At 51.7% G+C, this 20,879-nt stretch carries 19 protein-coding genes and 1 other annotated feature; of the genes, 14 read left to right on the top strand and 5 right to left on the bottom strand.

The window, feature by feature from the left end; translation table 11 throughout:
- Nucleotides 1-154 precede the first annotated feature (154 nt).
- Complete coding sequence (gene greA, locus BN6628_RS23480; protein ID WP_068621114.1) at nucleotides 155-631, top strand: transcription elongation factor GreA; 477 nt, start codon at nucleotides 155-157, stop codon at nucleotides 629-631.
- Between the two features lie 109 nt (nucleotides 632-740).
- Here greA and trpS read toward each other — a convergent pair whose 3' ends face one another.
- A complete protein-coding gene (trpS, locus tag BN6628_RS23475) occupies nucleotides 741-1,724 on the bottom strand; it encodes a tryptophan--tRNA ligase (protein WP_068621112.1) in 984 nt (327 codons plus the stop codon).
- A 52-nt stretch (nucleotides 1,725-1,776) separates the two neighbouring features.
- Nucleotides 1,777-2,052, bottom strand: a binding site (T-box leader).
- A gap of 188 nt (nucleotides 2,053-2,240) precedes the next feature.
- Between trpS and BN6628_RS23470 the strand changes: the two genes are divergently transcribed.
- The 3 genes from BN6628_RS23470 to BN6628_RS23460 all read left to right on the top strand — a co-directional run bounded on the left by BN6628_RS23470 (nucleotide 2,241) and on the right by BN6628_RS23460 (nucleotide 4,997).
- On the top strand, nucleotides 2,241-3,350 hold the full coding sequence (locus BN6628_RS23470; RefSeq protein ID WP_068621110.1) for an MBL fold metallo-hydrolase: 1,110 nt from the start codon (nucleotides 2,241-2,243) through the stop codon (nucleotides 3,348-3,350).
- A gap of 73 nt (nucleotides 3,351-3,423) precedes the next feature.
- Nucleotides 3,424-3,870 (top strand): carboxymuconolactone decarboxylase family protein, encoded by a 447-nt coding sequence (locus BN6628_RS23465; protein ID WP_068621108.1) that lies wholly within the window; start codon nucleotides 3,424-3,426, stop codon nucleotides 3,868-3,870.
- A gap of 131 nt (nucleotides 3,871-4,001) precedes the next feature.
- Complete coding sequence (locus BN6628_RS23460) at nucleotides 4,002-4,997, top strand: sigma-70 family RNA polymerase sigma factor (RefSeq protein WP_235847691.1); 996 nt, start codon at nucleotides 4,002-4,004, stop codon at nucleotides 4,995-4,997.
- Nucleotides 4,998-5,076: 79 nt separating this feature from the next.
- Here the strand turns inward: BN6628_RS23460 and BN6628_RS23455 are convergent, their stop codons facing one another.
- Nucleotides 5,077-5,289 (bottom strand): hypothetical protein, encoded by a 213-nt coding sequence (locus BN6628_RS23455; RefSeq protein ID WP_068621106.1) that lies wholly within the window; start codon nucleotides 5,287-5,289, stop codon nucleotides 5,077-5,079.
- 227 nt (nucleotides 5,290-5,516) lie between these two features.
- Here BN6628_RS23455 and BN6628_RS23450 point away from each other — a divergent pair, with 227 nt between their 5' ends.
- Nucleotides 5,517-6,968, top strand: coding sequence for a DEAD/DEAH box helicase (locus BN6628_RS23450; RefSeq protein ID WP_068621104.1), 1,452 nt, complete (start codon nucleotides 5,517-5,519; stop codon nucleotides 6,966-6,968).
- A gap of 294 nt (nucleotides 6,969-7,262) precedes the next feature.
- On the opposite strand, the gene BN6628_RS23445 is transcribed toward BN6628_RS23450, so the two are convergent.
- A complete protein-coding gene (locus BN6628_RS23445) occupies nucleotides 7,263-8,135 on the bottom strand; it encodes a TRM11 family SAM-dependent methyltransferase (RefSeq protein ID WP_392397670.1) in 873 nt (290 codons plus the stop codon).
- 147 nt (nucleotides 8,136-8,282) lie between these two features.
- Between BN6628_RS23445 and BN6628_RS23440 the strand changes: the two genes are divergently transcribed.
- The 3 genes from BN6628_RS23440 to BN6628_RS23430 all read left to right on the top strand — a co-directional run bounded on the left by BN6628_RS23440 (nucleotide 8,283) and on the right by BN6628_RS23430 (nucleotide 10,881).
- Nucleotides 8,283-8,624, top strand: a complete 342-nt coding sequence (locus tag BN6628_RS23440; protein ID WP_068621100.1) for a hypothetical protein — start codon at nucleotides 8,283-8,285, stop codon at nucleotides 8,622-8,624.
- Nucleotides 8,625-8,813: 189 nt separating this feature from the next.
- On the top strand, nucleotides 8,814-9,647 hold the full coding sequence (locus BN6628_RS23435; protein WP_068621098.1) for a phosphoenolpyruvate hydrolase family protein: 834 nt from the start codon (nucleotides 8,814-8,816) through the stop codon (nucleotides 9,645-9,647).
- A 13-nt stretch (nucleotides 9,648-9,660) separates the two neighbouring features.
- A complete protein-coding gene (locus BN6628_RS23430; protein WP_068621096.1) occupies nucleotides 9,661-10,881 on the top strand; it encodes a Tm-1-like ATP-binding domain-containing protein in 1,221 nt (406 codons plus the stop codon).
- 62 nt (nucleotides 10,882-10,943) lie between these two features.
- Here the strand turns inward: BN6628_RS23430 and BN6628_RS23425 are convergent, their stop codons facing one another.
- Entirely contained in the window at nucleotides 10,944-12,152 is a 1,209-nt protein-coding gene (locus tag BN6628_RS23425; RefSeq protein ID WP_068621094.1) for a phosphoenolpyruvate hydrolase family protein, read from the bottom strand.
- Between the two features lie 112 nt (nucleotides 12,153-12,264).
- Here BN6628_RS23425 and BN6628_RS23420 point away from each other — a divergent pair, with 112 nt between their 5' ends.
- The 4 genes from BN6628_RS23420 (at nucleotide 12,265) to BN6628_RS23405 (ending at nucleotide 16,670) form a co-directional block, all read left to right on the top strand.
- A complete protein-coding gene (locus tag BN6628_RS23420) occupies nucleotides 12,265-12,903 on the top strand; it encodes a hypothetical protein (protein ID WP_148449316.1) in 639 nt (212 codons plus the stop codon).
- 338 nt (nucleotides 12,904-13,241) lie between these two features.
- Nucleotides 13,242-14,060, top strand: a complete 819-nt coding sequence (locus BN6628_RS23415; protein ID WP_068621092.1) for a zinc ribbon domain-containing protein — start codon at nucleotides 13,242-13,244, stop codon at nucleotides 14,058-14,060.
- 88 nt (nucleotides 14,061-14,148) lie between these two features.
- Entirely contained in the window at nucleotides 14,149-16,026 is a 1,878-nt protein-coding gene (locus tag BN6628_RS23410; RefSeq protein ID WP_068621091.1) for a zinc ribbon domain-containing protein, read from the top strand.
- A 269-nt stretch (nucleotides 16,027-16,295) separates the two neighbouring features.
- A complete protein-coding gene (locus BN6628_RS23405) occupies nucleotides 16,296-16,670 on the top strand; it encodes a winged helix-turn-helix transcriptional regulator (RefSeq protein WP_068621089.1) in 375 nt (124 codons plus the stop codon).
- Nucleotides 16,671-16,841: 171 nt separating this feature from the next.
- Here BN6628_RS23405 and BN6628_RS23400 read toward each other — a convergent pair whose 3' ends face one another.
- Complete coding sequence (locus BN6628_RS23400) at nucleotides 16,842-17,882, bottom strand: LLM class flavin-dependent oxidoreductase (protein WP_068621087.1); 1,041 nt, start codon at nucleotides 17,880-17,882, stop codon at nucleotides 16,842-16,844.
- 322 nt (nucleotides 17,883-18,204) lie between these two features.
- Here BN6628_RS23400 and BN6628_RS23395 point away from each other — a divergent pair, with 322 nt between their 5' ends.
- Nucleotides 18,205-19,350, top strand: coding sequence for a GGDEF domain-containing protein (locus BN6628_RS23395; RefSeq protein ID WP_157692512.1), 1,146 nt, complete (start codon nucleotides 18,205-18,207; stop codon nucleotides 19,348-19,350).
- 315 nt (nucleotides 19,351-19,665) lie between these two features.
- Nucleotides 19,666-20,700 (top strand): NADH:flavin oxidoreductase/NADH oxidase, encoded by a 1,035-nt coding sequence (locus tag BN6628_RS23390; RefSeq protein WP_068621084.1) that lies wholly within the window; start codon nucleotides 19,666-19,668, stop codon nucleotides 20,698-20,700.
- The last annotated feature ends 179 nt before the right edge of the window (nucleotides 20,701-20,879 follow it).

The raw sequence follows: 20,879 nt of genomic DNA, 5'->3' as shown, positions 1-20,879 counted from the left end.
GGTATCAATGGGGGATTTCTATACGTATTCCACAGGGGTCAGCCGGTTGATGTGACATGAATAGTCCAAGGGGGACCCGGCAAATGATAGTTAAATCTGTATAGAGTCTCCAAATCGGTTACAATGAGAAGAGTACTTATATAGGAGGTACGTCATGTCTAAAGATGAAGTAATCATGACCAGAGAAGGGTACGCACAGCTCGAACGCGAGCTTGAGGAGCTGACCACAGTCAAACGCAGGGAGCTTGCTGAGCGTCTTAAGACAGCCATCAGCTATGGGGACCTTAAAGAGAACAGTGAGTATCATTCCGCGAAGAACGACCAGTCCTTTATGGAGACGCGGGTTCTGACCATTGAGCGCATGCTCAAGAATGCCAGGATTGTCGATAGCATCGACAACTCGGTGGTACAGGTAGGCTCTGTTGTTATTCTTAATGATGTGGAGTTCGATGAATGGATTGAATACCGGATTGTTGGGCCTGCCGAAGCGGATGTGTCCGAGAATAGAATCTCTTATGAAAGCCCGCTGGGCGTGGCACTCATGGGCAAATCCGTAGGCGATAAGATCAGTGTGGATGCGCCAATGGGCCAGATCGAATATGAATTGCTGGAGATCAAAGGATTGGGATAGCGGGTATCCGCAGTATAGTCGGCATAAGCATAAAGCAGCTTCCCCTGCCTGTAGACAGGCAGAGGGGCTGCTTTTTTGTACGTGGAATACACCAGATTAGCTGTTATATTTAAAAGGTTACAAACCCCATAGCTTGCTTGGCGGCAAGCAGGGTTTCGGAGGCAACACGGGCTGCGCGCTCCGCACCGTCTTTGAGAATCCGGTCCAGTTCAGTCGAATCTACGATCTCCCGAAATTTCTCCTGGATCGGAGTTAGCCGGGCAACCACAACTTCAGCCAGATCTTTCTTGAATGTGCCGTAGCCCTGTCCCTGATAACGCTGTTCAATGACCGGAATAGGCTCCCCTGAGAAAATCGCATAAATCTCGATCAGATTGCTAACAGCCGGCTTGTTGTCCCAGTCATATCTTACCTGCATGTCGGAGTCCGTCACTGCACGGGACAGCTTCTTGCGGATATCGTCCGGAGTATCCTGGAGAAGAATGTAGCTGCTCTTGTTCGGATTGCTCTTGCTCATCTTCTTGGCCGGATCATCCAGGCTCATGATTCGTGAGCCAAGGTCCTGAATCACAGGCTCCGGGACCACAAAGGTATGGCCATAGCGCTTGTTGAACCGCTCCGCCAGGTTGCGGGTCAGTTCAAGGTGCTGCTTCTGGTCTTCCCCGACAGGGACATGGGTGGCCTGATACAGAAGGATGTCCGCAGCCATCAGGGCAGGATAAGTAAATAAGGCGGAACTGACCGCGTCCTGGCCTTCAGACTTCTCTTTAAACTGCGTCATTCTGCTGAGCTCGCCGAAATAGGACTGGGTCTCCATCAACCATCCAAGCTCCGCATGGCCGCTAACCTGGGATTGCAGAAAAATGGCCGATTTGTTCGGGTCGACCCCGGCTGCAATATAGTAGGCAGCGATATCCCGTGAGCGCTGATGCAGCTCTTTCGGGTCTTGATAGACGGTCACGGCGTGCAGATCCGGGACGAAATAGTAACATTCGTAGTCATGCTGGAGCTGCACGAACTGGTGCAGGGCGCCGCCGTACCCGCCAATGTTCAAGTCTCCGCTGGGTTTGATGCCGGATAGAATACGTTTCATGTTTATCTTCCTCCTAAAAAAAGTATATATAACAAAAAGACACCTCATCCCTACTAGGGACGAAGTGTCAGCTCCGCGGTACCACCCGATTTCGGCGCAAGGCCGCTCTCCAACATGGCGGGATTGAACGCCAAAGCCGTGGCGTATCCGATCATGCCTCCTTAGGATAACGGGGGAGAACCGTCAGCGCCTACTGCCCTGCCGTCAGCAGGGGTTCGGGCTGAAGCGAAGAGACCCATTCACTTACTCTTTAGTACCGGACCTCACACCAACCGCCGGCTCGCTTGAACTGTCCAAGTAAGCTACTCCTTCTCTTCTTAGCCGTTTCATTTTTAGATTGGAACTATTTTTGCATAAAAGGCAGGTGCAAGTCAAGGGAACGTCGATGCAGGTCAATGCACAAAAGAAATAAACGTTCATTTCATTCAATTCACCCATATAGTAGTATTTATTACATACGGGGGTTCTTGATGATGCATGAGTATGTACCTCATCCCCAAGAAGGAGGGTAACACCGTGAATGTATGGCTGGCTATTGCTATTGTGTTGATTATTGTGGTCGTTACGGTCTATTTATATATCCGCCTGCACCCGATATTTGGTGGGAGACCTTCAGAAGAAACCAGGAAGCGGATGAACCAATCGGGCCATTACAGCAAAGGGAAATTTATTAACCTCTTGGAAACCTCGGTGGATCACGGCCTCAAGAATACCTTCTCCATCTTGAGGGATATGCTTAAGAAGGACGTTGGCAGAAGACCTGCAAAGCCATTAAAGGTGGTTCCGTATACATCCAGTTCCAACCCGCCGGAAACGGCAGCGGTAACATGGTTTGGCCACTCGGCCCTGCTGCTTGAGCTTGACGGCAAGCGGATTTTCCTCGACCCTATGCTCGGAAGGGCTCCTTCACCGACCCCTATCGTGGGTGGGAAACGGTACAGCGACCGGCTACCCTGTGAGATTGATGAGCTGCCTGAGTTGGACGCGGTGATTCTCTCCCATGATCACTATGATCATCTGGATTTTGTGTCTATTCTAAAGCTCAGAGACAAGGTCAAGACGTTCTTCGTGCCCCTTGGGGTTGCTGCCCATCTCGAGCGTTGGGGGGTGCACCCGGGACGCATTCGGGAGTATGACTGGGGGGAAGAAGGCGATCTTGATGGAATTAGACTGGTATGTACACCAGCCCGGCACTTCTCGGGGCGAAGCCTGTCCGGCAATTCAACCCTTTGGTGTTCATGGGCCATTCACGGGCGTGAGGCCCGGATATTTTACAGTGGTGACAGCGGCTACGGGCCGCATTTTGCCGAGATCGGCAGGAAATATGGGCCCTTCGATCTGACCCTGATGGAATGCGGGCAGTACGATCCAAGATGGGCCAGCATCCATATGGTTCCTGAGGAGTCTGTCCAGGCGCATGAGGATGTGCGGGGGCATGTGATGCTGCCGATTCATTGGGGCGCCTTCACGCTGGCCTTGCATCCCTGGACCGAGCCAGTGGAGCGGGCGCGCGTGGAAGCCGCTAGGCGGGGAGTCGTTCTAACGACTCCCCGGATCGGTGAGACGGTTAGGCTTGGCCCGGGGGCCGAGTACCCGTCCTCGACATGGTGGAGGACGGCAGATTAGAATATATTCGCTCATGTCACAATCCAAGGGACCGTGTTGTCTTCTGTATATATCCCCTTAGGAGGCGATGACCATGAGTTTAAGATTTAATTACCGGAAGGCAAATCCGGCAGCGTATGAGGCGATGCTGACGTTTGACAGTTTTATAGCAAAAGGCGGGATCGATCCACTCTTGTATGAGCTGATCAAGATTCGGGCCTCGCAAATAAACGGCTGCTCCTTCTGTATCGATTATCATACCAAAGACTTGATGAAGCTGGGCGAATCAACCCAGCGCGTTATTCTGCTGAGTGTGTGGCGGGAGGTCCCGATCTACACGGACAAAGAGAAGGCGGCACTGGAGCTGACGGAATATGTAACCCGGATCTCTGAGGCCGGTGTGCCGGACTCAGTCTATGAGAATGTGCGGAAGCATTTTAGCGAGAAAGAATATATTGATCTTGTCATGGCTGTTAATGCTATTGGCAGCTGGAATCGGCTGGCGATAGCTACCGGGATGTACCCGGGATGCATGGGTTAACCGGGAGCCTGGAGCAATTGCTCAGATAGACTGCTTGCAAGGCACCCTGGAGAGCCGTCTGATGTTGAAGCTCAGCTCTTCCGCCCGAATGAGCCCATGCCAAGAATCTAGTAACACCGGGAGGGAGAACGATGGTGAATGGTAAGCTGAATATGGAGGCTCACCAGGATAAGGCTGAAGCACTTGACGGAGGGAACGCCCCCCAGGGGAAAGATTTAGAACAGCTGTACCGGTCTTACCGCCCTTATGCATTTATGGTGGCTTACCGCCTGCTCGGCTCCGTCTCTGATGCGGAGGATGTGGTTCAGGATTGGTTCACGGAAATGCATGGCCGACCGCTTTCCACGGTTGAGAACTGGAAGGCTTATACGGCTAAATCCATTACGAACCGCTGCCTGAACTTGATGAAATCGGCCCGCCGCCGGAGAGAAGGCTACGTGGGTGAATGGCTTCCGGAGCCGCTGCCTCATTCGTACTGGACCCTGGCATTAATGGATGGTCCCTACGAGGCTGCTGAGCAGGCTGATACGCTGTCCTACGCTTACCTTGTTATGCTGGAGAAGCTGTCCGCTGCAGAGCGGGTTGTGTTCGTGCTAAGAGAGATGTTTGAGTACGATTACGGGACCATTTCGGATATTCTGGGCAAGTCGGAGGTTAGCTGCCGCAAGATCTTCAGCCGCGCCAGGCAGCGCCTGGCTGAGGAGCCAACCACAAATCCGGACTATGGTGTTGCCAGCGGCACACCCAGCCATAAGCTTAAATTGATGAACCGGTTCGTAGAAGCTGTTCAGCATTATGATGCGTCTGCGTTGATGGAACTGCTGACAGATGATGCGGTGCTGATCTCTGACGGCGGTGGCAAGGTAAGGTCAGCCATCAACCCCATTATCAGCCGGAAAAGAGTCTTGGCTCTGCTTACTTCCCGGCGGGCCTTCCGCAAGCTGCGGGAATGGGATATCCGGAACATGGAAATGCATGGCGGCCAGAGCTTTGTCTACTATGATGAGCTTGGCCAAGCCAAGGTTGTCATCACCCTTGAGCTTGCACGGGATGGGGAACGGATTCAGCAGGTATTTATTATCATGAACCCGGATAAGCTCCGCTATCTTCCAAAGCTGACTCCTTGAATTCTACAAGGAGAGTGATCTTGCTCTCCTTTTGTATGATGCCCCTGGCTTGTTCGATTCTAAAGGCTTTGCATACCCTTCAGCATAAAGCCAGAAGAGCCGCCCGGTCCGCCGGGTCAGTCAGTGGCTTTGCTACAAACATAACTGCCATTGCAGCCCTGTCCAGCTTCCCGGCTGATGATTTATCGTGGAGTCTTTTGCTTTTGCGCATGCCTTTATCCCACTTGTAGGTTGATTGGAAGCAGGGCGCCGTGATCTCCACATGGAGGCCCCCCAAATTCAGTTTTTTCATATGTAATTCCCCGGGCAGCTCAGGCTGCCCTATTTTTGATTTAGATAATAATATAATTTCATTGCAACAAAAGTTTAGGTATAAACCAACATGGTTACGCCAGAGTAAGAGCGGACAGGCTATGCTACAATAGCTTTAACCTGCACGGCACGGATGCCGGCGGAGCGAATGCAGCACAAATGCAGTACAAATGCAGCACGAATTCATATCCTAGTGAGGTTAAAACCATGAATATAGAACGTTTTGAAGATGCGGGTCTTAGCGGGGAGCTGGTACGGGCCTTGAAAGGGCTTGAATACGAAAAGCCTACCGGGGTGCAGCGCCAGGTCATCCCACGTCTGCTCGCTGGCAGGGACATTGTGGTCAAATCACAGACAGGAAGCGGGAAGACGGGAGCTTACGCTATCCCGCTCTGCCAACTGGTGGAGTGGGAGGAGAACAAGCCGCAGGCTCTGATTCTTGTGCCTACGCGCGAGCTGGCGGTCCAGGTTAAGGAGGACATCACCAACATTGGTCGGTTCAAGCGGATTAAAGCGGCGGCGGTCTTTGGAAGACAGCCCTTTGCGGCGCAAAAGCTGGAGCTGAAGCAGAAGAATCATATCGTCGTAGGCACCCCTGGACGGGTGCTCGATCATATCGGGCGCGGTTCCTTGCCTCTTGAGAAGCTTAAATATCTTGTTGTTGACGAGGCGGATGAGATGCTGAATATGGGCTTCATTGAGCAGGTAGAGTCCATCATTCAAGCTCTTCCAGCCGACCGTGTCACGGTTCTGCTGTCCGCCACACTTCCTCCGGATGTGGATGGACTAAGCCAGAGGTACATGAAGGACCCTGAATATGTTGAAATTGAAGGAACTGGAGGTGTAACCGTCAGTCTGATTGACCATACCCGGATTACAGTCCGGGAGGAAGACAAACCTGAGGTGTTGAACCGGCTGCTTATTACCCGGAATCCGGACAGCTGTATTATCTTCTGCAACACCCAGGATCAAGTGGATCATGTGTTCAGGGAATTGGCACGGCGGGACTACCCGGTGGACCGGATTCACGGAGGGATGGTTCAGGAGGACCGCCTGGAGGTGATGAACGCGTTCAGGCGCGGGCAGTTCCGCTACCTGGTTGCGACGGATGTCGCTGCCCGGGGGATTGATATCGAGAACATTACCCATGTTATCAATTATGATTGTCCTATGGATAAGGAGGGTTACGTTCACCGGACAGGCCGTACGGGCCGGGCGGGGCATGCCGGGCAGGCAGTCACCCTTGTTACGGCTTACGAGGAAGGCCGGTACCTATCTGATATCGAGCACTATATCGGCTTTTCCATCCCTGTTGTGGGAATCCCCGATGAGGGGAAGGTTCGGGCGGACCTAGGGGCTTTTGAGCAGAAAATTCACGCCCGTCGTGCGCTCAGAAAAGAAAAAAGCGAGCAGCTGAACCAAGGTATTATGAAGCTTTATTTCAATGGGGGAAAGAAGAAGAAGCTGCGGGCTGTCGACTTCGTGGGCACCATTGCCCGGATTGACGGGGTAACGGCCGAGGATATCGGCATCATTACGATTCAGGACAATGTCAGTTACGTCGAGATTCTCAACGGTAAGGGGCCGCATGTGCTCCAGATGATGAAGAACACCACGATCAAAGGAAAGCAGCTTAAGGTGCACAAAGCGAACAAGTGAAGGAACGGAAAATTACAGCAAGATAAGCCTCCAGCCTGCGGTGTGGTGCTGCATGACGGGTGTCAACCGAAGGGCACCTGCTGCTTACGTCTTCTGGAATAACCGTGAAGCGCATCGACAGAAGCTCTCGCAGGACTGTACAAATACAAATACCCCCTAATGCTCTTTGAATAAAGCTGCGGGGGTAGGGAAGACGTACTATTTCCCTCGTCCACGGTCAACTGGCTGGGCTGACCGCGTTATCCGGGGGTGCTGAGGGCCCTGTTAATGCACTTGAAGCTAGAGAAAATGCGGCTAGCCGCATACGATCACCTGCCGGATGAAGCCGCCTTTGCGGACAGCGCCGCGGTCCTTCTCGATCAAGCCGGCCTGTGTGATCATCTCATCCATGGATTCCACACTGATGAGAACCACCTTGTCCGCAATGCGGCGGGCGTGCTCCAAAATATGCAGCTGCGCCGCCTGCGTAGCCTTGGAGAAGTGATTGTAAGGCATGTCCACAATGGCGACATCATAGTGTTCCTTAATATCCGCGATATCTCCAAGCGTGACGGGCGCATCATATCCGAAATGCGCCAGGTTCTCGCGGGCGCCCTTGGCAATATGCGGATTGATGTCCCTTCCAACGATGTGGATTCCCATCGACAGGGCTTCGATCATCACGGTGCCGATCCCGCAGCACGGGTCAATGACCCGGACTCCCTCAGGGTCCGGAACGGCGATATTGGCGGCTGCGCGGGCTACCCGCGTGCTAAGCGCAATGGAGTAGCTGCGCGGCTTCTTCATATGATGCAGCCAGACCGCCGTGCTCTTGTGATAACGGCCGAAGTACCAGCGTCCTTCCATAGGAACCAGCCCGAACCAATGATCGGGCCGGTTCACGTCGGCTTCCCCTTCGATATGCAGGCCGATCTCGCGTTCAATCGCCCGGCGTTCATCATATTCAATCTTGCTGCTGCCGGTCAGGTCGTTAGTCTTGACGAAGATGACCTTGAACGTATCCTCGCCAAGTTCAATCTGTCTTACCTGGCGCAGGATGTCGTCCAGCCGGTCGCCTTCGTACATAATGTCAATGCGCTCGCGGATAAAGGGACTGCGGCTTGGATCAATTCGCTGGCTGCTCTTCAGCAGAGGGGTCTTCGTAATGAAGCCGAAGAGTGACCTCATCTCAAGCTGGCAGAGGGAGACCTCTTCCTCAGGCCAAGCATAAGTGTATATATATTCGGATATGTTCAATGTATAATCATCCTTTACTGGGACTTTGCAGGCCGGTGCCTGCATCTATTATATGATAAAAGATTGGAGTGCAGTGCAATGACACAGCCTAAAGTGAAAATGGACCCCGTGAAAGCAGCGGGGCTGCTTGAGAAATGGATATCCTTCTACGACATGAATGATCCCAAGGCATGGGATAAGGAAGAGTACGGATTCGTCAAAGACACCTGCAAGGCGATGCAGCTGTCGGCCCAGGTCCTGCGGGGCAAGGGGGCTTCGGTTAAGCCCGCACAGCGTCAGGCTGCAGCGGCTCAGCTTCTGGACTGGGTGGACGAGTACGAGATGGACAACCCGGGCAGCTGGGAGAAGGAGAATGTGTCTTTTGTGAAAGAGGTTGTCCAGGCTATTACGTTTGCTGCCTCATACTTGAATGGAAAATAAACCTGAAAGCCGTCCTTTATTAACTTAAAGGGCGGCTTTTTTATAGTTCCAAGCATAAAGATAATTTAATCTTACCACAGTCCGGGTAATGCCTACCTGAATCTCTGTCCTCCGGTTAATCAGCTTGCGTATAATTAGGATGTAAACGCATTATTTAACATAAGCTTGATCAGATAAGGAGATGATCGTATGACTTTCAGCCGCCAGGAAATTCTGCAGCGTTTGAACACCAAGGTTAAAGAAGGAAAATACATCATGGGTGGAGGAGCCGGTACAGGGATCAGCGCCAAGTTTGAAGAGGCCGGAGGGATAGATCTGATTGTCATCTATAATTCAGGCCGCTACCGGATGGCCGGACATGGTTCATTGGCAGGTCTTATGCCATACGGGGATGCCAATGGCGTAGTGATGGAAATGGCCAGTGAGGTCCTTCCGGTAGTCCGAAATACACCGGTTCTGGCCGGAGTATGCGGTACAGATCCGATGAGGATGATGCACCGGTTCCTGCAGCAGGTAAAGGCCGAAGGCTTCGCCGGGGTACAGAACTTCCCTACGGTAGGTCTGATCGACGGCAACTTCCGGCTGAACCTTGAAGAGACAGGCATGGGTTATGACCGCGAGGTTGAGATGATCCGGACTGCTCACGAGCTAGATCTGCTGACCACTCCTTACGTCTTCAGCGCAGAAGATGCTGTTAAGATGACTGAGGCTGGAGCTGATATCCTGGTCATTCATATGGGTCTGACCACGTCAGGAACGATTGGGGCCCAGTCTGCCAAGACGCTGGACCAGTGTGTGGAAGAGATGAATAAGATTGCTGAGGCGGCTCTGGCTATCCGGGAGGACATTCTGATTCTTTGTCACGGCGGACCTATAGCTGAGCCTGAGGATGCGGCTTATGTACTTGAGAGATGTCCGAAGCTTCATGGGTTCTATGGGGCAAGTTCCATGGAACGGCTACCCACAGAAAGGGCAATCCGCGAACAGACCGAGCGATTTGTAAACATAGTTAGACCACAATAAGGAGGCAATAGCTATGAGTACCGTTGCACTGCTTGGAACGATGGATACGAAAGGTACGGAGTATGCGTATATCCGTCAATGTCTGGAAGCCCAGGGGCTGAAGACGCTGCTAATTAATGTCGGTGTATTTGAAGGGGCATCGCTGCCCGTGGATGTTACCGCTGATGAGGTAGCTATAGCGGCGGGGGCTGATCTGGAGGAGCTCCGGGCGGGACGCGACCGCGGCCGGGCGATCTCGGTAATGGCGAAGGGGGCCGAGGTGGTCCTTGCCCGTCTATATGAACAGCGGCGAATTGACGGGGTGTTGGCGCTTGGGGGCTCGGGTGGTTCGTCCATTGCCTGTCAAGGCATGAGAGCACTCCCGATTGGAGTTCCCAAAGTGATGGTATCGACGGTGGCGGGTTCGGATGTATCCTCTTATGTCGGCACCAAAGATATTGTCATGATACCGAGCATTGTGGATATCTCGGGGATTAACAAAATCAGCCGGGATGTGCTCTCCAAAGCGGCGGGAGCAATCGGCGGAATGGTCACGGCCAGGGTTCAGGCCAGTGAGGACAAGCCCTTGATTGCCGCATCAATGTTCGGCAATACCACGGAAGGGGTCGAGCTGGCCAAGGCGCAGGTGGAGAAGGCAGGCTATGAAGTGCTTGTGTTTCACTGCACCGGCAACGGAGGCAGGACGATGGAGAGCCTGATTGAATCCGGCATGATCTCGGGCGTGCTTGATATTACAACGACGGAATGGGCGGATGAGCTGGTTGGCGGGATCTTCGGTGCGGGACCGGACCGCTTGTCGGCCGCGGCCAAGAACGGCATCCCGGCGGTTGTCGTGCCCGGCTGTCTGGACATGGTGAACTTCGGGGCGAGAGAGACCGTGCCTGCCCGGTTTGAAGGCCGCCTCTTCTATCAGCATAACCCGAATGTCACACTGATGCGGACGACACCAGAGGAATGTGAGGAATTGGGGAAAAGAATCGCCGACCATCTGAACCAGAGCACCGGACCGGTGTCAGTTGCTATTCCGCTTAGAGGAATCAGTGTAATATCAGCCGAAGATCAGCCGTTCTACTGGCCTGAAGCGGATGAAGCGCTGTTCCGTTCCCTGAAGAAGAACTTGAGACCGGGAATCCCGGTGGCGGAGCTCGACTGCAACATCAATGATGCGCCGTTTGCTGAATTCTGTGCAAAGCTGCTGCTGACCTTGATTGAAGAAGCCAAAGCAACGGTATAATAGACGGCAACCATAGCAATAGCCATAACTTAGAGGCATGATTACAGGCAAGAAGCGGCGGTTTATTCCGAAGAATGCTGCCGCTTCCAGTCGCTTGGGGTCATGCCGGTTTCTTTTTTGAACAGGCGGCTGAAATAGGAAGCATCCTCATATCCCACCTGGACGGACGCTTCTTGAACCGTGCAGCTTGGCTCAAGAAGGGCTTCTTGAGCCGTTTTGATGCGCAGTCGGATCAGCCAGTCGGAGTAGCTTATGCCGGTTTTTTTTCTGAACAGATAACTCAGATAGTTCCGGTTCAGGTGCAGCGTGTCCGCCAGTTCTGCGAAGGTTCCCGGGTTTGCTAGGTGTTCAGTGACATATTGTGTAATGTACCCGATATAATCCGACCGCTGGATGGCTTCGTGCAGATCGAGCTGCCGTTTCAAATGCTCGTTCTCCGTCTTGATCTCTTCGTATTGCTTAAACAACTCGGTAACCCTTACAATACTCTCCTCCGTAGGAATTCTCTCAAAGCTGGACCCTCCGATATAACCAACGGCTTCCGTGTTGCGGTAGACATACTCCGCGTTCTCCGGCGAATTGACGGGTCCTCCGTAGACCAGCTTAAGGGGGAGTCCTCCCTTCACCTGAAGGCTCCCAAACATGCCGCGGACAAGCTCGATGCTGTCCTCCAGGCTGACCGAGTGCTGTACACCTGTGCGGCCGCCGGTGGTGAAGCCAAGGTGCGCACAGATGATGTCTGCCCCCGCCTCGTTCATCAGCCTGGCTTCCTGCTCGTTAAACACAAATGCTATTGTGAGAAGTCCAAGCTTACCGGCTTCACGGATAGCCTCGACCTCTCTTTCGAAGCGGATGCCGGACTCCTCCAGCGCCTCGCGGAATTGCCCGTCAATAAGACCGATGGTTGGATAGTTGGTAATGCCAGCGAAGCCGGCTTGTTTGATCTCAGCCAGAAATTCATCCAGACGAAGAGCCGGATCTGTGGCACACAGACCGAAAATGCACGGTACCTCAGGAGATACGGAGCGGAGCACCTCACTGGTGCCAATATTCATAACCATATCATTGCTGCTTCCAAAAGGCAGAAGGCTGGCGGTGGAGCTGATGCCCATGAGCCGAAATCGTCCGGCATTCAGAACCAGAATCAGATCGGCTCCTCCCATGAATGCATACTGGGCAAACATTCCACAGCCGACAGCGGCACCGATAATAGGTTTATGCTTGTGGGCGGCTTCGGACAGACGGGCAAGATACTTTGATTTATCATCCATAAACAGTGGCTCCATTTAAGAGAGAATTTGCTGCCGTTTTTATTATAACTCTCTAAACCTTCTATAAAAAACGGGTGCCAGCGGGATAGCAAAGGCTTATAGGGAAAGATACTTGGCATTTTGGAATATTCTACCTACGCTGATTGTAGGGTTTACCTTGTCTGATAGCCGCTGGGAGGGTGAACAGCCATATTGTATAATCACCCTTGAAGGAGTGATTTTTATTTTATTGGTGAAGATGAACAGACAAACGTTCCATTTGCTTAGGGATGACGAGTTGATTGAAGCGTGCTTTAATCCGCTGATTCAAAGGTACAAAGAGGAACAGCTTCTGGGAAATGACTTTACCCCTATGTTTAATCAGATGACCCCGGGACAGATGGCCATGTTTGTGTTTCAGACGTACTACATACATGCCGCTGAATCTTTGAAAGAGTACTATTGGTGGAGCGCCTACTACCTGGCCACTGGGGAGAGATGGACTGGACTGAAGTCGTCGCTCAAGTTTTTTGGTGAGGATGAGCTGCTGCGTGTAGCCGAAGAGACGGAGCGCGTGCTGGTGGATTCGAACCACCCGCTTTCATTAGAAGAGTTCGATCTGTCCAGGGATCATCTCCATCAGCATCCGAAGCTGCTGGCTTCCATAGAGGCGCTGGAGGAGAAATTTCAGGAGATTGTGCCCGGAACACTTGGGAGGGTCGCGGCTTATATTCGGCAGCATCCAGAGGAGTTCATCGGTGAATTAGAATAGATTCTGTGATAAGGGCTGTTCCAAGTGAGCTGCCGCTTCTCCAGATTGGATAGTTCAAATCAAGGCCCTTTCCGGACGACAGGTCATGGAAAGGGCCTTTCTGATCGGATAAGGTGGGCTGAGAACGCATATGAGCCATGCGATTGCAAGTATCTCCTTTAATGTGTGAAAGAAATTATGGTTGATTAAAGAAATAAGATATATCATAATAATGAGAGAATAATAGACATTTTTACCTATATATCTACATATTTCATGAATTTTTGGGCGCTAAGGCTTGCTTCTGTCAGCCTATATGATGCTTGATTATATCAATAAAAAGCATGGGAGATGAGCTTGTGATTTGTACGAAGTGTAATCATCGGAATGAAGGTGGGAAGTTCTGCGAGAACTGCGGGGCAAGACTGCCGGTAGAGACGGCTGCAGCCGCTGAGCAGGCTGCCTCGGTGGGGCACAGTCAAGAAGAGCAGGGCCGTCCAGGGTCCTCTTACAGCGGACCCTCTTACACAGGAGCGTCAGTACAGCCGAATGTGTATATACAGAACGCGAAGAATGTATCCAGATCCTATTTCAATTATTTTGGAGAAATTCTGAAGAGACCCTTTGGCATTACACAGCAAGTGGGAAGAGATCAGCTCATTTATGCGGTTATCACCATAGTGATCTTCAGTGTGCTTGCGCCGCTGATGGTGTACTTTAATCTCGGGAGTGCCCGTAAGATCATGGACAGCCCTTTCTTAAACGTGGTGATCAAGCCGACAATTACCCTGGCGGTATTTATTGTGCTTATAGCTACATTCAGTTTTGTGGCAATCAAACTTGCGAAGGTTCAAGCCGGTTATCAAGACGTGTTGTCGAGATTCGGGGCGATGCTGGTTCCGTTCCTGGCCTTGCTGGCTGTCGCTTTTGTTCTATCGATTCTGCAGCTTGAGGTTTTTGCATTCTTCTTCGCGGCCAGCTTCGTGGGACTCATGTTCATTGTGCCGCCGATGCTGATTGCCAGCTGGGTGAAGCCGGGCCATCAGGGCGGCCTGGATATGATCTACGGGGTACTGCTCACTTATATCGCAACGATCATTACCATTGGGATTATCGGAGATGCAATTGAGCGGATTTTGCTGGATGCCACTCCATTTGGCATGCTGCGCGGTTTTTAATACTCTGAGACTTTGAAGTGAACTAACAATATAGGATCAAGACACCTCCACTAATCCCTGAATAGGGGCTGTTAGGAGGTGTTTTTGAATGGGGGATATCAAGTTGGCTTATTGTAAGGAATGTGGGCACGCGCTATCGGAGAATGCCACCTTTTGTAAGGAATGTGGTACTAAGCTGGGGAGCACGGCAGGGAGCCGGGGACCAGCCCCGCTTCAGCGGAGTACGGATCAAGTCTCTGCAACAGCACCCTTACGGCCGATGTCCAAGAGGACGAAGTGGATTCTGGCCGCGGCTGGCGCATTGATCGTAGTTCTGATTGCCGGTTATAAGACAGGTGAATATCTGTTCTCGAAGGAGCGGCTTGTAAGCCGGTTTGAATCCGCGCTTCAGGCGAGAGACAGTGCCGGGGTGGCTTCCTTGCTTACCTCTAATGATAAGCAGCTGGTAATTAATGAGGCTTCCGTTAAGAATTTGATGGTTTATCTGGCAAAACACCCGAACGAGATGAGCCGGATGCTTGAGGACCTGAAGTCACAGGCTAAGCAAACCGGGGATGACAGCTATTCGGCGGGTACCATCAAGCTGGAGAAGGAAGGCAAAAAACTGCTTATTTACGATAATTATGAACTGGATGTGACCCCGGTCTATCTGAAGCTGGGCACAAATTATAAGAATGTCAGTCTGACGGTGGACGGCAAGGAAGTGGCCAAGTCCAATCAGGAGGACTTTGAGAAGACAGTAGGGCCTTACTTACCGGGAACTTACAAGCTGGAGGCCAGACTCAAGACAGACTTTGTGGATCTGGTGAAGACGGAGGAAGCCGATTTGTTCGGGGAGGGCCGGGATTACTCAGAGAATCTGGAGCTGCAGGGAGAGCAGGTCTCGATCTCTACAGGGCTTGGCACGGACACCGGGCTTAAGGGACGGCTGTTCATCAATGGCAAGAATGTGGGGATAGACCCATTTGCCGAAACCTCCTTTGGGCCGGTCATGACCGATGGCTCGGTGAAGCTGGCTGTGGAAGGCGATTACCCATGGGGAACGATGAGATCGGGAGAAGTAGCTATTAGTGGAGCTGATGTCCGGGTGAACCTGGCTTCCAATTCCGACCTGCAGACCGGTCTGATGAATATTATAGCGAAGCATGCAGTGGAGAAGCTTAAGGCCTACACCTCCGGCAATGCTTCCGCATTCACTGCCGTGACCGGGAATTATAAGACGAATGAGAGTTCCCGAATTCAGTACAACCTGCAATCAGGGTCCTATTATAAAGGCAAATATCTAGGGACCAGCTTTGATCTGGATTCTTTCGATCTCTATTATGAGAATGGCCAGTGGCATGTCTCCTTCCTGGCTCAGAGCAAGTACAATGAAGATACGTTCTACCAAGGGGAAATCCCGGTTATGGAGGACACGACTCGTGACGAGCGTTTTATTCTGGTCTATGACGAGACTCGGAAGGCATGGTTGATTGATTCAGAGGAGCAGTCTTATAGTTACAGCAGTGACCATGTTAAGGAAATCACGGAGAAGTCGCCTCAGGTGTTCACAAGTTCGGGGGTGTCCGCGACCAAATCTTCAGCCGAATCCACAGAAGCTGAGTCTACCGCGCTCCAGACGTTCATGAGTAATTATTTAAGCGTCTCTGTTGATGCGATCAACAGCCGCAGCTTCAATGACGTTGCTTACTTGATCGACCCGGCGGGTCCGGCTTATAAGGAATCCTCCAGTTATATCGATCATCTGAATGAGAAAGGTATTACGGAAGAGCTGTTGTCTGCAACAGTAACCGGCTTCAAAGCCAGTGCTGACAACAAAAGCTATGAAGTCAACACGACCGAGGAGTACAACATCAGCTATAGCGACGGAACAACCAAATACAAGAAATTCAATTCGGTGTACAAGCTGGTTGTTCTTGACGGCTCGCTGCGTTTAAATAAGCTGATCAGCACCAAGGAACAATAACTCCATATGCGAAAGACGAGAAGCCGTGGCTGACTGAGCCCTCCTATGTCCTGCTTCATGATTATAAGGCCCCCTTTTCGGGGCCTTTTTTAATTAGGAGTGTAATCTTAAGCAGATCTACTTGAATACGCTGTGGGTCAGGCTGATCCTGCACGCTCCTGACGGTCAAGGTATTGCTTTGGTTGTGGTTGTGGGATAACATTCTATATGTACATGCATATTCGGTATGTAGTATCTAAATGTATACCTTGTAGAAAGGGATGATATAAATGAAAGACGGGAAGAAACTCCCCGCAGTCTGTCCAAGTGAAGAGGGGTGTCCAGTGGAGTATACTCTCGGGGTGATTGGCGGTAAGTGGAAGGGCGTAATATTGTACCATCTGATCGATGGAGCCAAACGTTTTAATGAGCTTCGCAAAATCTGTCCGGCCATCACGCAGCGGATGTTGACCTTGCAGCTCAGAGAGCTGGAGCAGGACGGAGTTGTCCACCGCGAGGTGTATCAGCAGGTTCCTCCCAAGGTGGAGTATTCCCTTACTGCCTTTGGGCGGACGCTTGAGCCGATCATACTCAGTATGAAGCGGTGGGGAGAGACTTACAAGATTAAATCGAAGAACGGGGAAGAAGCGGAGGTCAGGATCTAAGCCTGCTGTACTGCTGCATATTGCTGCGTTCTTTCCCTTGTTTAAGTGGAACAGCGGTGAGAGCAACTTTTTTCGGTGACATCCAGACATATATAGAATTCTTAAAACAAAGCCAGAGGCCGTCCTATCAGGACGGCCTCTGCTGGCAGATATGGAATTGGTTAACTCCCCTCAATTCTGCCCCATAGCCTCAGCGACAAGCTCATAGGATCTGAGGCGTGCCGCATGATCATACACCTGAGCAGCCACGATCAGCTCATTCGCTCCAGTCTCCTGGATGATGCGTTCCAGTCGGGTGCGGATCATGTCAGGCGTGCCCACGACCGAGTAGCGCAGCTTATCCTGGATAATTGCCTTCTCATGAGCATTCCAAAGGGGCTCCATGCTTTCAACTGGAGGATTAAGTGGGCCGGTGCGGCCCCGGATCAAGTTCAGGAACTGTTGGAGCTGCGAAGTGGCCAGGAAGTGGGCCTCCTTGTCGGTATCAGCAGCCACTGCATTCAATCCGACCATGACATAGGGCTCGCTTAGATGCTCGGATGGCTGGAAATTCCGGCGGTACAAGTCGAGAGCGGGAAGCAGATAGTCTGGCGCGAAATGGCTGGCAAAGGCAAAAGGCAGCCCCAGCTTCCCGGCCAGGGTGGCGCTGAATCCGCTGGAGCCAAGAAGCCAGATCGGGATGTTCAGTCCTTCCCCTGGCACGGCTCTAACCAGCGTGGAGCCGGAGCCCAGTGCGGGATTAAAGTAAGCCCGCAGCTCAGCCAGGCGTTCGGGGAAGTCCTGCCCGTCACTTGCAGCGCCTCGGCGGAGAGCACGGGATGCCGGCTGATCGGAACCCGGGGCTCTGCCGAGGCCAAGATCAATCCGGCCCGGGTATAACGATTCCAGGGTCCCGAACTGTTCCGCGATTACTAGCGGAGCGTGGTTGGGCAGCATGATGCCGCCTGAGCCAACGCGAATAGTCTTCGTGCCGGCAGCGATATGGCTGATGACCAGAGACGTGGCGGAGCTTGCCACGCCGGGCATATTATGATGCTCTGCAAGCCAATAGCGGTGATATCCCCACTGTTCGGCATGCCTTGCCAGATCCAGCGAATTACGGAAAGAGTCTGCTGGCGTGCCTTGAGTAGTAATCGGTGCCAGATCTAATATAGATAAGCGGACGCTATCCGAGCTTGTGGATGACGGATAACCCGATGATGGATTATGCATGATGAATGAGTCCCTCCCTAATCTTTTTCAGGTAATGGCATTGGCTGGGTAAACCGAGTGCCTTATTTGTATTATAAACCTTTGTGGCAAATCCCACCCCCGTTTCTAAGTTAGGCAGGAAAGAACTAGGTAATTTATGCCAATTTGGAACATTTTTTTACATTGTTTAGGCACAAAGTCTTGTGAAGTTTGTTATAATTGACCCAAATAAACCCCGATAATGAGCAGAAGAGGTGGTGAACTATATGGAATAAACTTATAGAGTGAACCCGGTTCAATCTTAGGTTTAGTCTATATAGCCGGTATGAATATTAATTTGGACATGCAAACGGTATTTATCTCCATCGTAATCGGACATGTGTTCACGGTAATTCTAGTTAGCGCTTATCGTCATCAGCATATGAAGGATACTGCGGTGAATTGGTTTTTTGTCTCCAGATGTCTGCAGTCCCTTGCCTGGGGATTCCTTGCATTTCGGAATGTTCTGCCGGAGAGTGTGACGGTTCCTCTTCTGAATTCGGTTCTGTTCACCGGCTCCGTATTTGAGACGATAGCTCTGCTTCGGGTCCAAAACGTGTTTACGAGGAAAGTAAGAAAGTTTTATCTGTGGTTTACGTTATTTTTTATCGCCGGATTTATGAGCATTTACTATTTGTTTAATAATGAAAGTTTGCGTATTGTGTATGCCTCGCTGTGTACGTCTGTGCTGATCATTTACCCGGCTTACCGGATGCTCACGAACCGCAAGGCGTCCACCCTGATGAGAATCATGGGCTTCTTCTATGGCCTGGTGAGCCTTGGACTTATCGGGAGAGCTGTAATGGAGGCGGAGGTTTTTGGACATATGAGCCTCTTTTATCCTGGAATTTATCAGGTTCTTCAGTTCATGTCCTTATACTTCATTATGATTCTCGGGAACACCGGGTTTATTCTGCTTGCGAAGGAGCGGGCGGACGATCACTTAATGCGACTGGCCAGCTATGATGACCTGACAGAAGTGCTGAACCGGAGAAGCTTTATTCAGAAGGCGGAGGCTGACGTTAAGATCATGGCGAATCAGGGTGGACCCGTCTCTTTTATTCTGTTCGATATCGACGATTACAAGGGAATTAATGATACTTATGGTCATGATGTCGGGGATCAGGTGCTCAAGTATTTAAGTAGACTAGTTCAAGAGAAGCTGGGGGACAAGGGCTACCTGGGGAGATATGGCGGGGATGAGTTCGCGATATTTCTTCCAGGTATGAATGAGACGGAGGCCGGGGAGATGGCCGAGCAGCTGCGGGCGTCGATCTCTATAGCGAAACCCGCCCGCTTCTCACTTGGGTTCACAGTAAGTATGGGGCTTGTTAGCGTGCCAGCCAGCCGCGAGACACGGATCAGCCAACTGTATCAGATCAGCGATCAGGCCCTGTACGAGGCCAAAAGATGCGGCCGCAACCAGGTAGTGCGAAGCAAATCAAGCTAGGGAACGATGTTGCCTAGCTTATTTGTGCTGCTGTTCTGATTGTCTCTGCTCAGGCAGGGGTACAATATGGCTGTGATGTGCCGCCATGAGGGCCGTTTCGGAGCTGGTGAAATGGCGTAGAGTATAAAAGTATATATTTTATACTTAGTTACGAAATTGTGCGTAATTGCTTTTCGTTATATAAGAGTGAATAATGTACGTATGGTTATTGAATAATCTAACTTCCTAGATGATGAGATGGTGTGGAGACATACATACAGCCTGGCATTTTGGGGGTTAGACCGAATACCGAATAGATATAAGGAGGATATGAAGATGTCTACCCACTTATTTACTCCTTTCCGTTTAAAGGACTTGGAGCTTAAGAACCGTATTGTTATGGCGCCGATGTGCCAATATTCTGTGACCGCTAAGGACGGTATTCCGAATGATTGGCACTACGTTCATTATGTGACCCGTGCTGTTGGAGGGACCGGCCTGATTATTATTGAGATGACCGATGTGGAGCCTGACGGCCGCATTTCTGATTATGATCTTGGCTTGTGGTCCGATGAGCATATCCCGGCATTCGCCCGTATTGTGCAGGGTGTGCATGCGAATGGGGCGAAGGTGGGTATTCAAATTGCCCATGCAGGCCGGAAGGCTGAAGATGCTGCGGAGCCTGTAGCCCCTTCTGCGATCCAGTTCCCTGGTGCCCCGTATAAAATGCCCCGCGCTCTGACAACCAGCGAGGTGCAGGACAGAGTCCGCATGTTCGGGGATGCCGCCCGGCGTGCGGTAGAGGCTGGTGTAGACACCATTGAGCTTCATGGTGCCCATGGTTATTTGATTCATCAGTTCCAGTCGGCTCTGACGAACAAGCGTGATGATGTGTACGGCCAGGATTTATCGAGATTCGGAGTTGAAGTTATTCAGGCCGTCAAAAAAGAAATGCCCGCAGGCATGCCGCTCATCTTCCGTATCTCCGCAGTTGAATATGCGGATGGCGGCTATGATGTAGACCATGCCATCGAGCTGTCCAAGGCGTATGTTGCCGCCGGAGTGGACATCATCCATGTAAGCACGGGCGGTGAAGGTCCGGCTGGAGCACGCAAGCCGGGGAACTACCCGGGCTATCAAGTGCCATTCGCCCGGAAGATACGTGAAGCGCTGAATGTTCCGGTAATCGCGGTTGGCATGCTGGAAGATCCGGCGTTGGCCGAAGCGGTGGTGGGCAACGAAGATGCCGATCTTGTGGCGATTGCCCGAGGCATGCTCCGTGATCCTTACTGGGCCACGCATGCGGCAGTAGCCAAGAAGCATGGCGATCATGACCGCCATATCCCGGAACAGTATACCCGGGGATATTAATCTTATATAGGCTGACTCTTGCAGGAGGCCGTCCCAACAGCGAGTAACACAGCTGTTGGGACGGCCTTTTTTGTTCTGAGATGGGAGCAACGTTCGTTCTCGGAGCCTTTTTTAGATACAAACTGAACTTCTAAGCAAAAGAAGGGGCCGCCTACAGAACGGCCACTTGCCTTGTCTAG

It is taken from the genome of Paenibacillus tuaregi (assembly GCF_900086655.1).
GTDB lineage: Bacteria > Bacillota > Bacilli > Paenibacillales > Paenibacillaceae > Fontibacillus > Fontibacillus tuaregi.
Note: the sequence above shows the minus strand (reverse complement) of the source record. Positions and strands in the feature narration are given on the sequence as shown.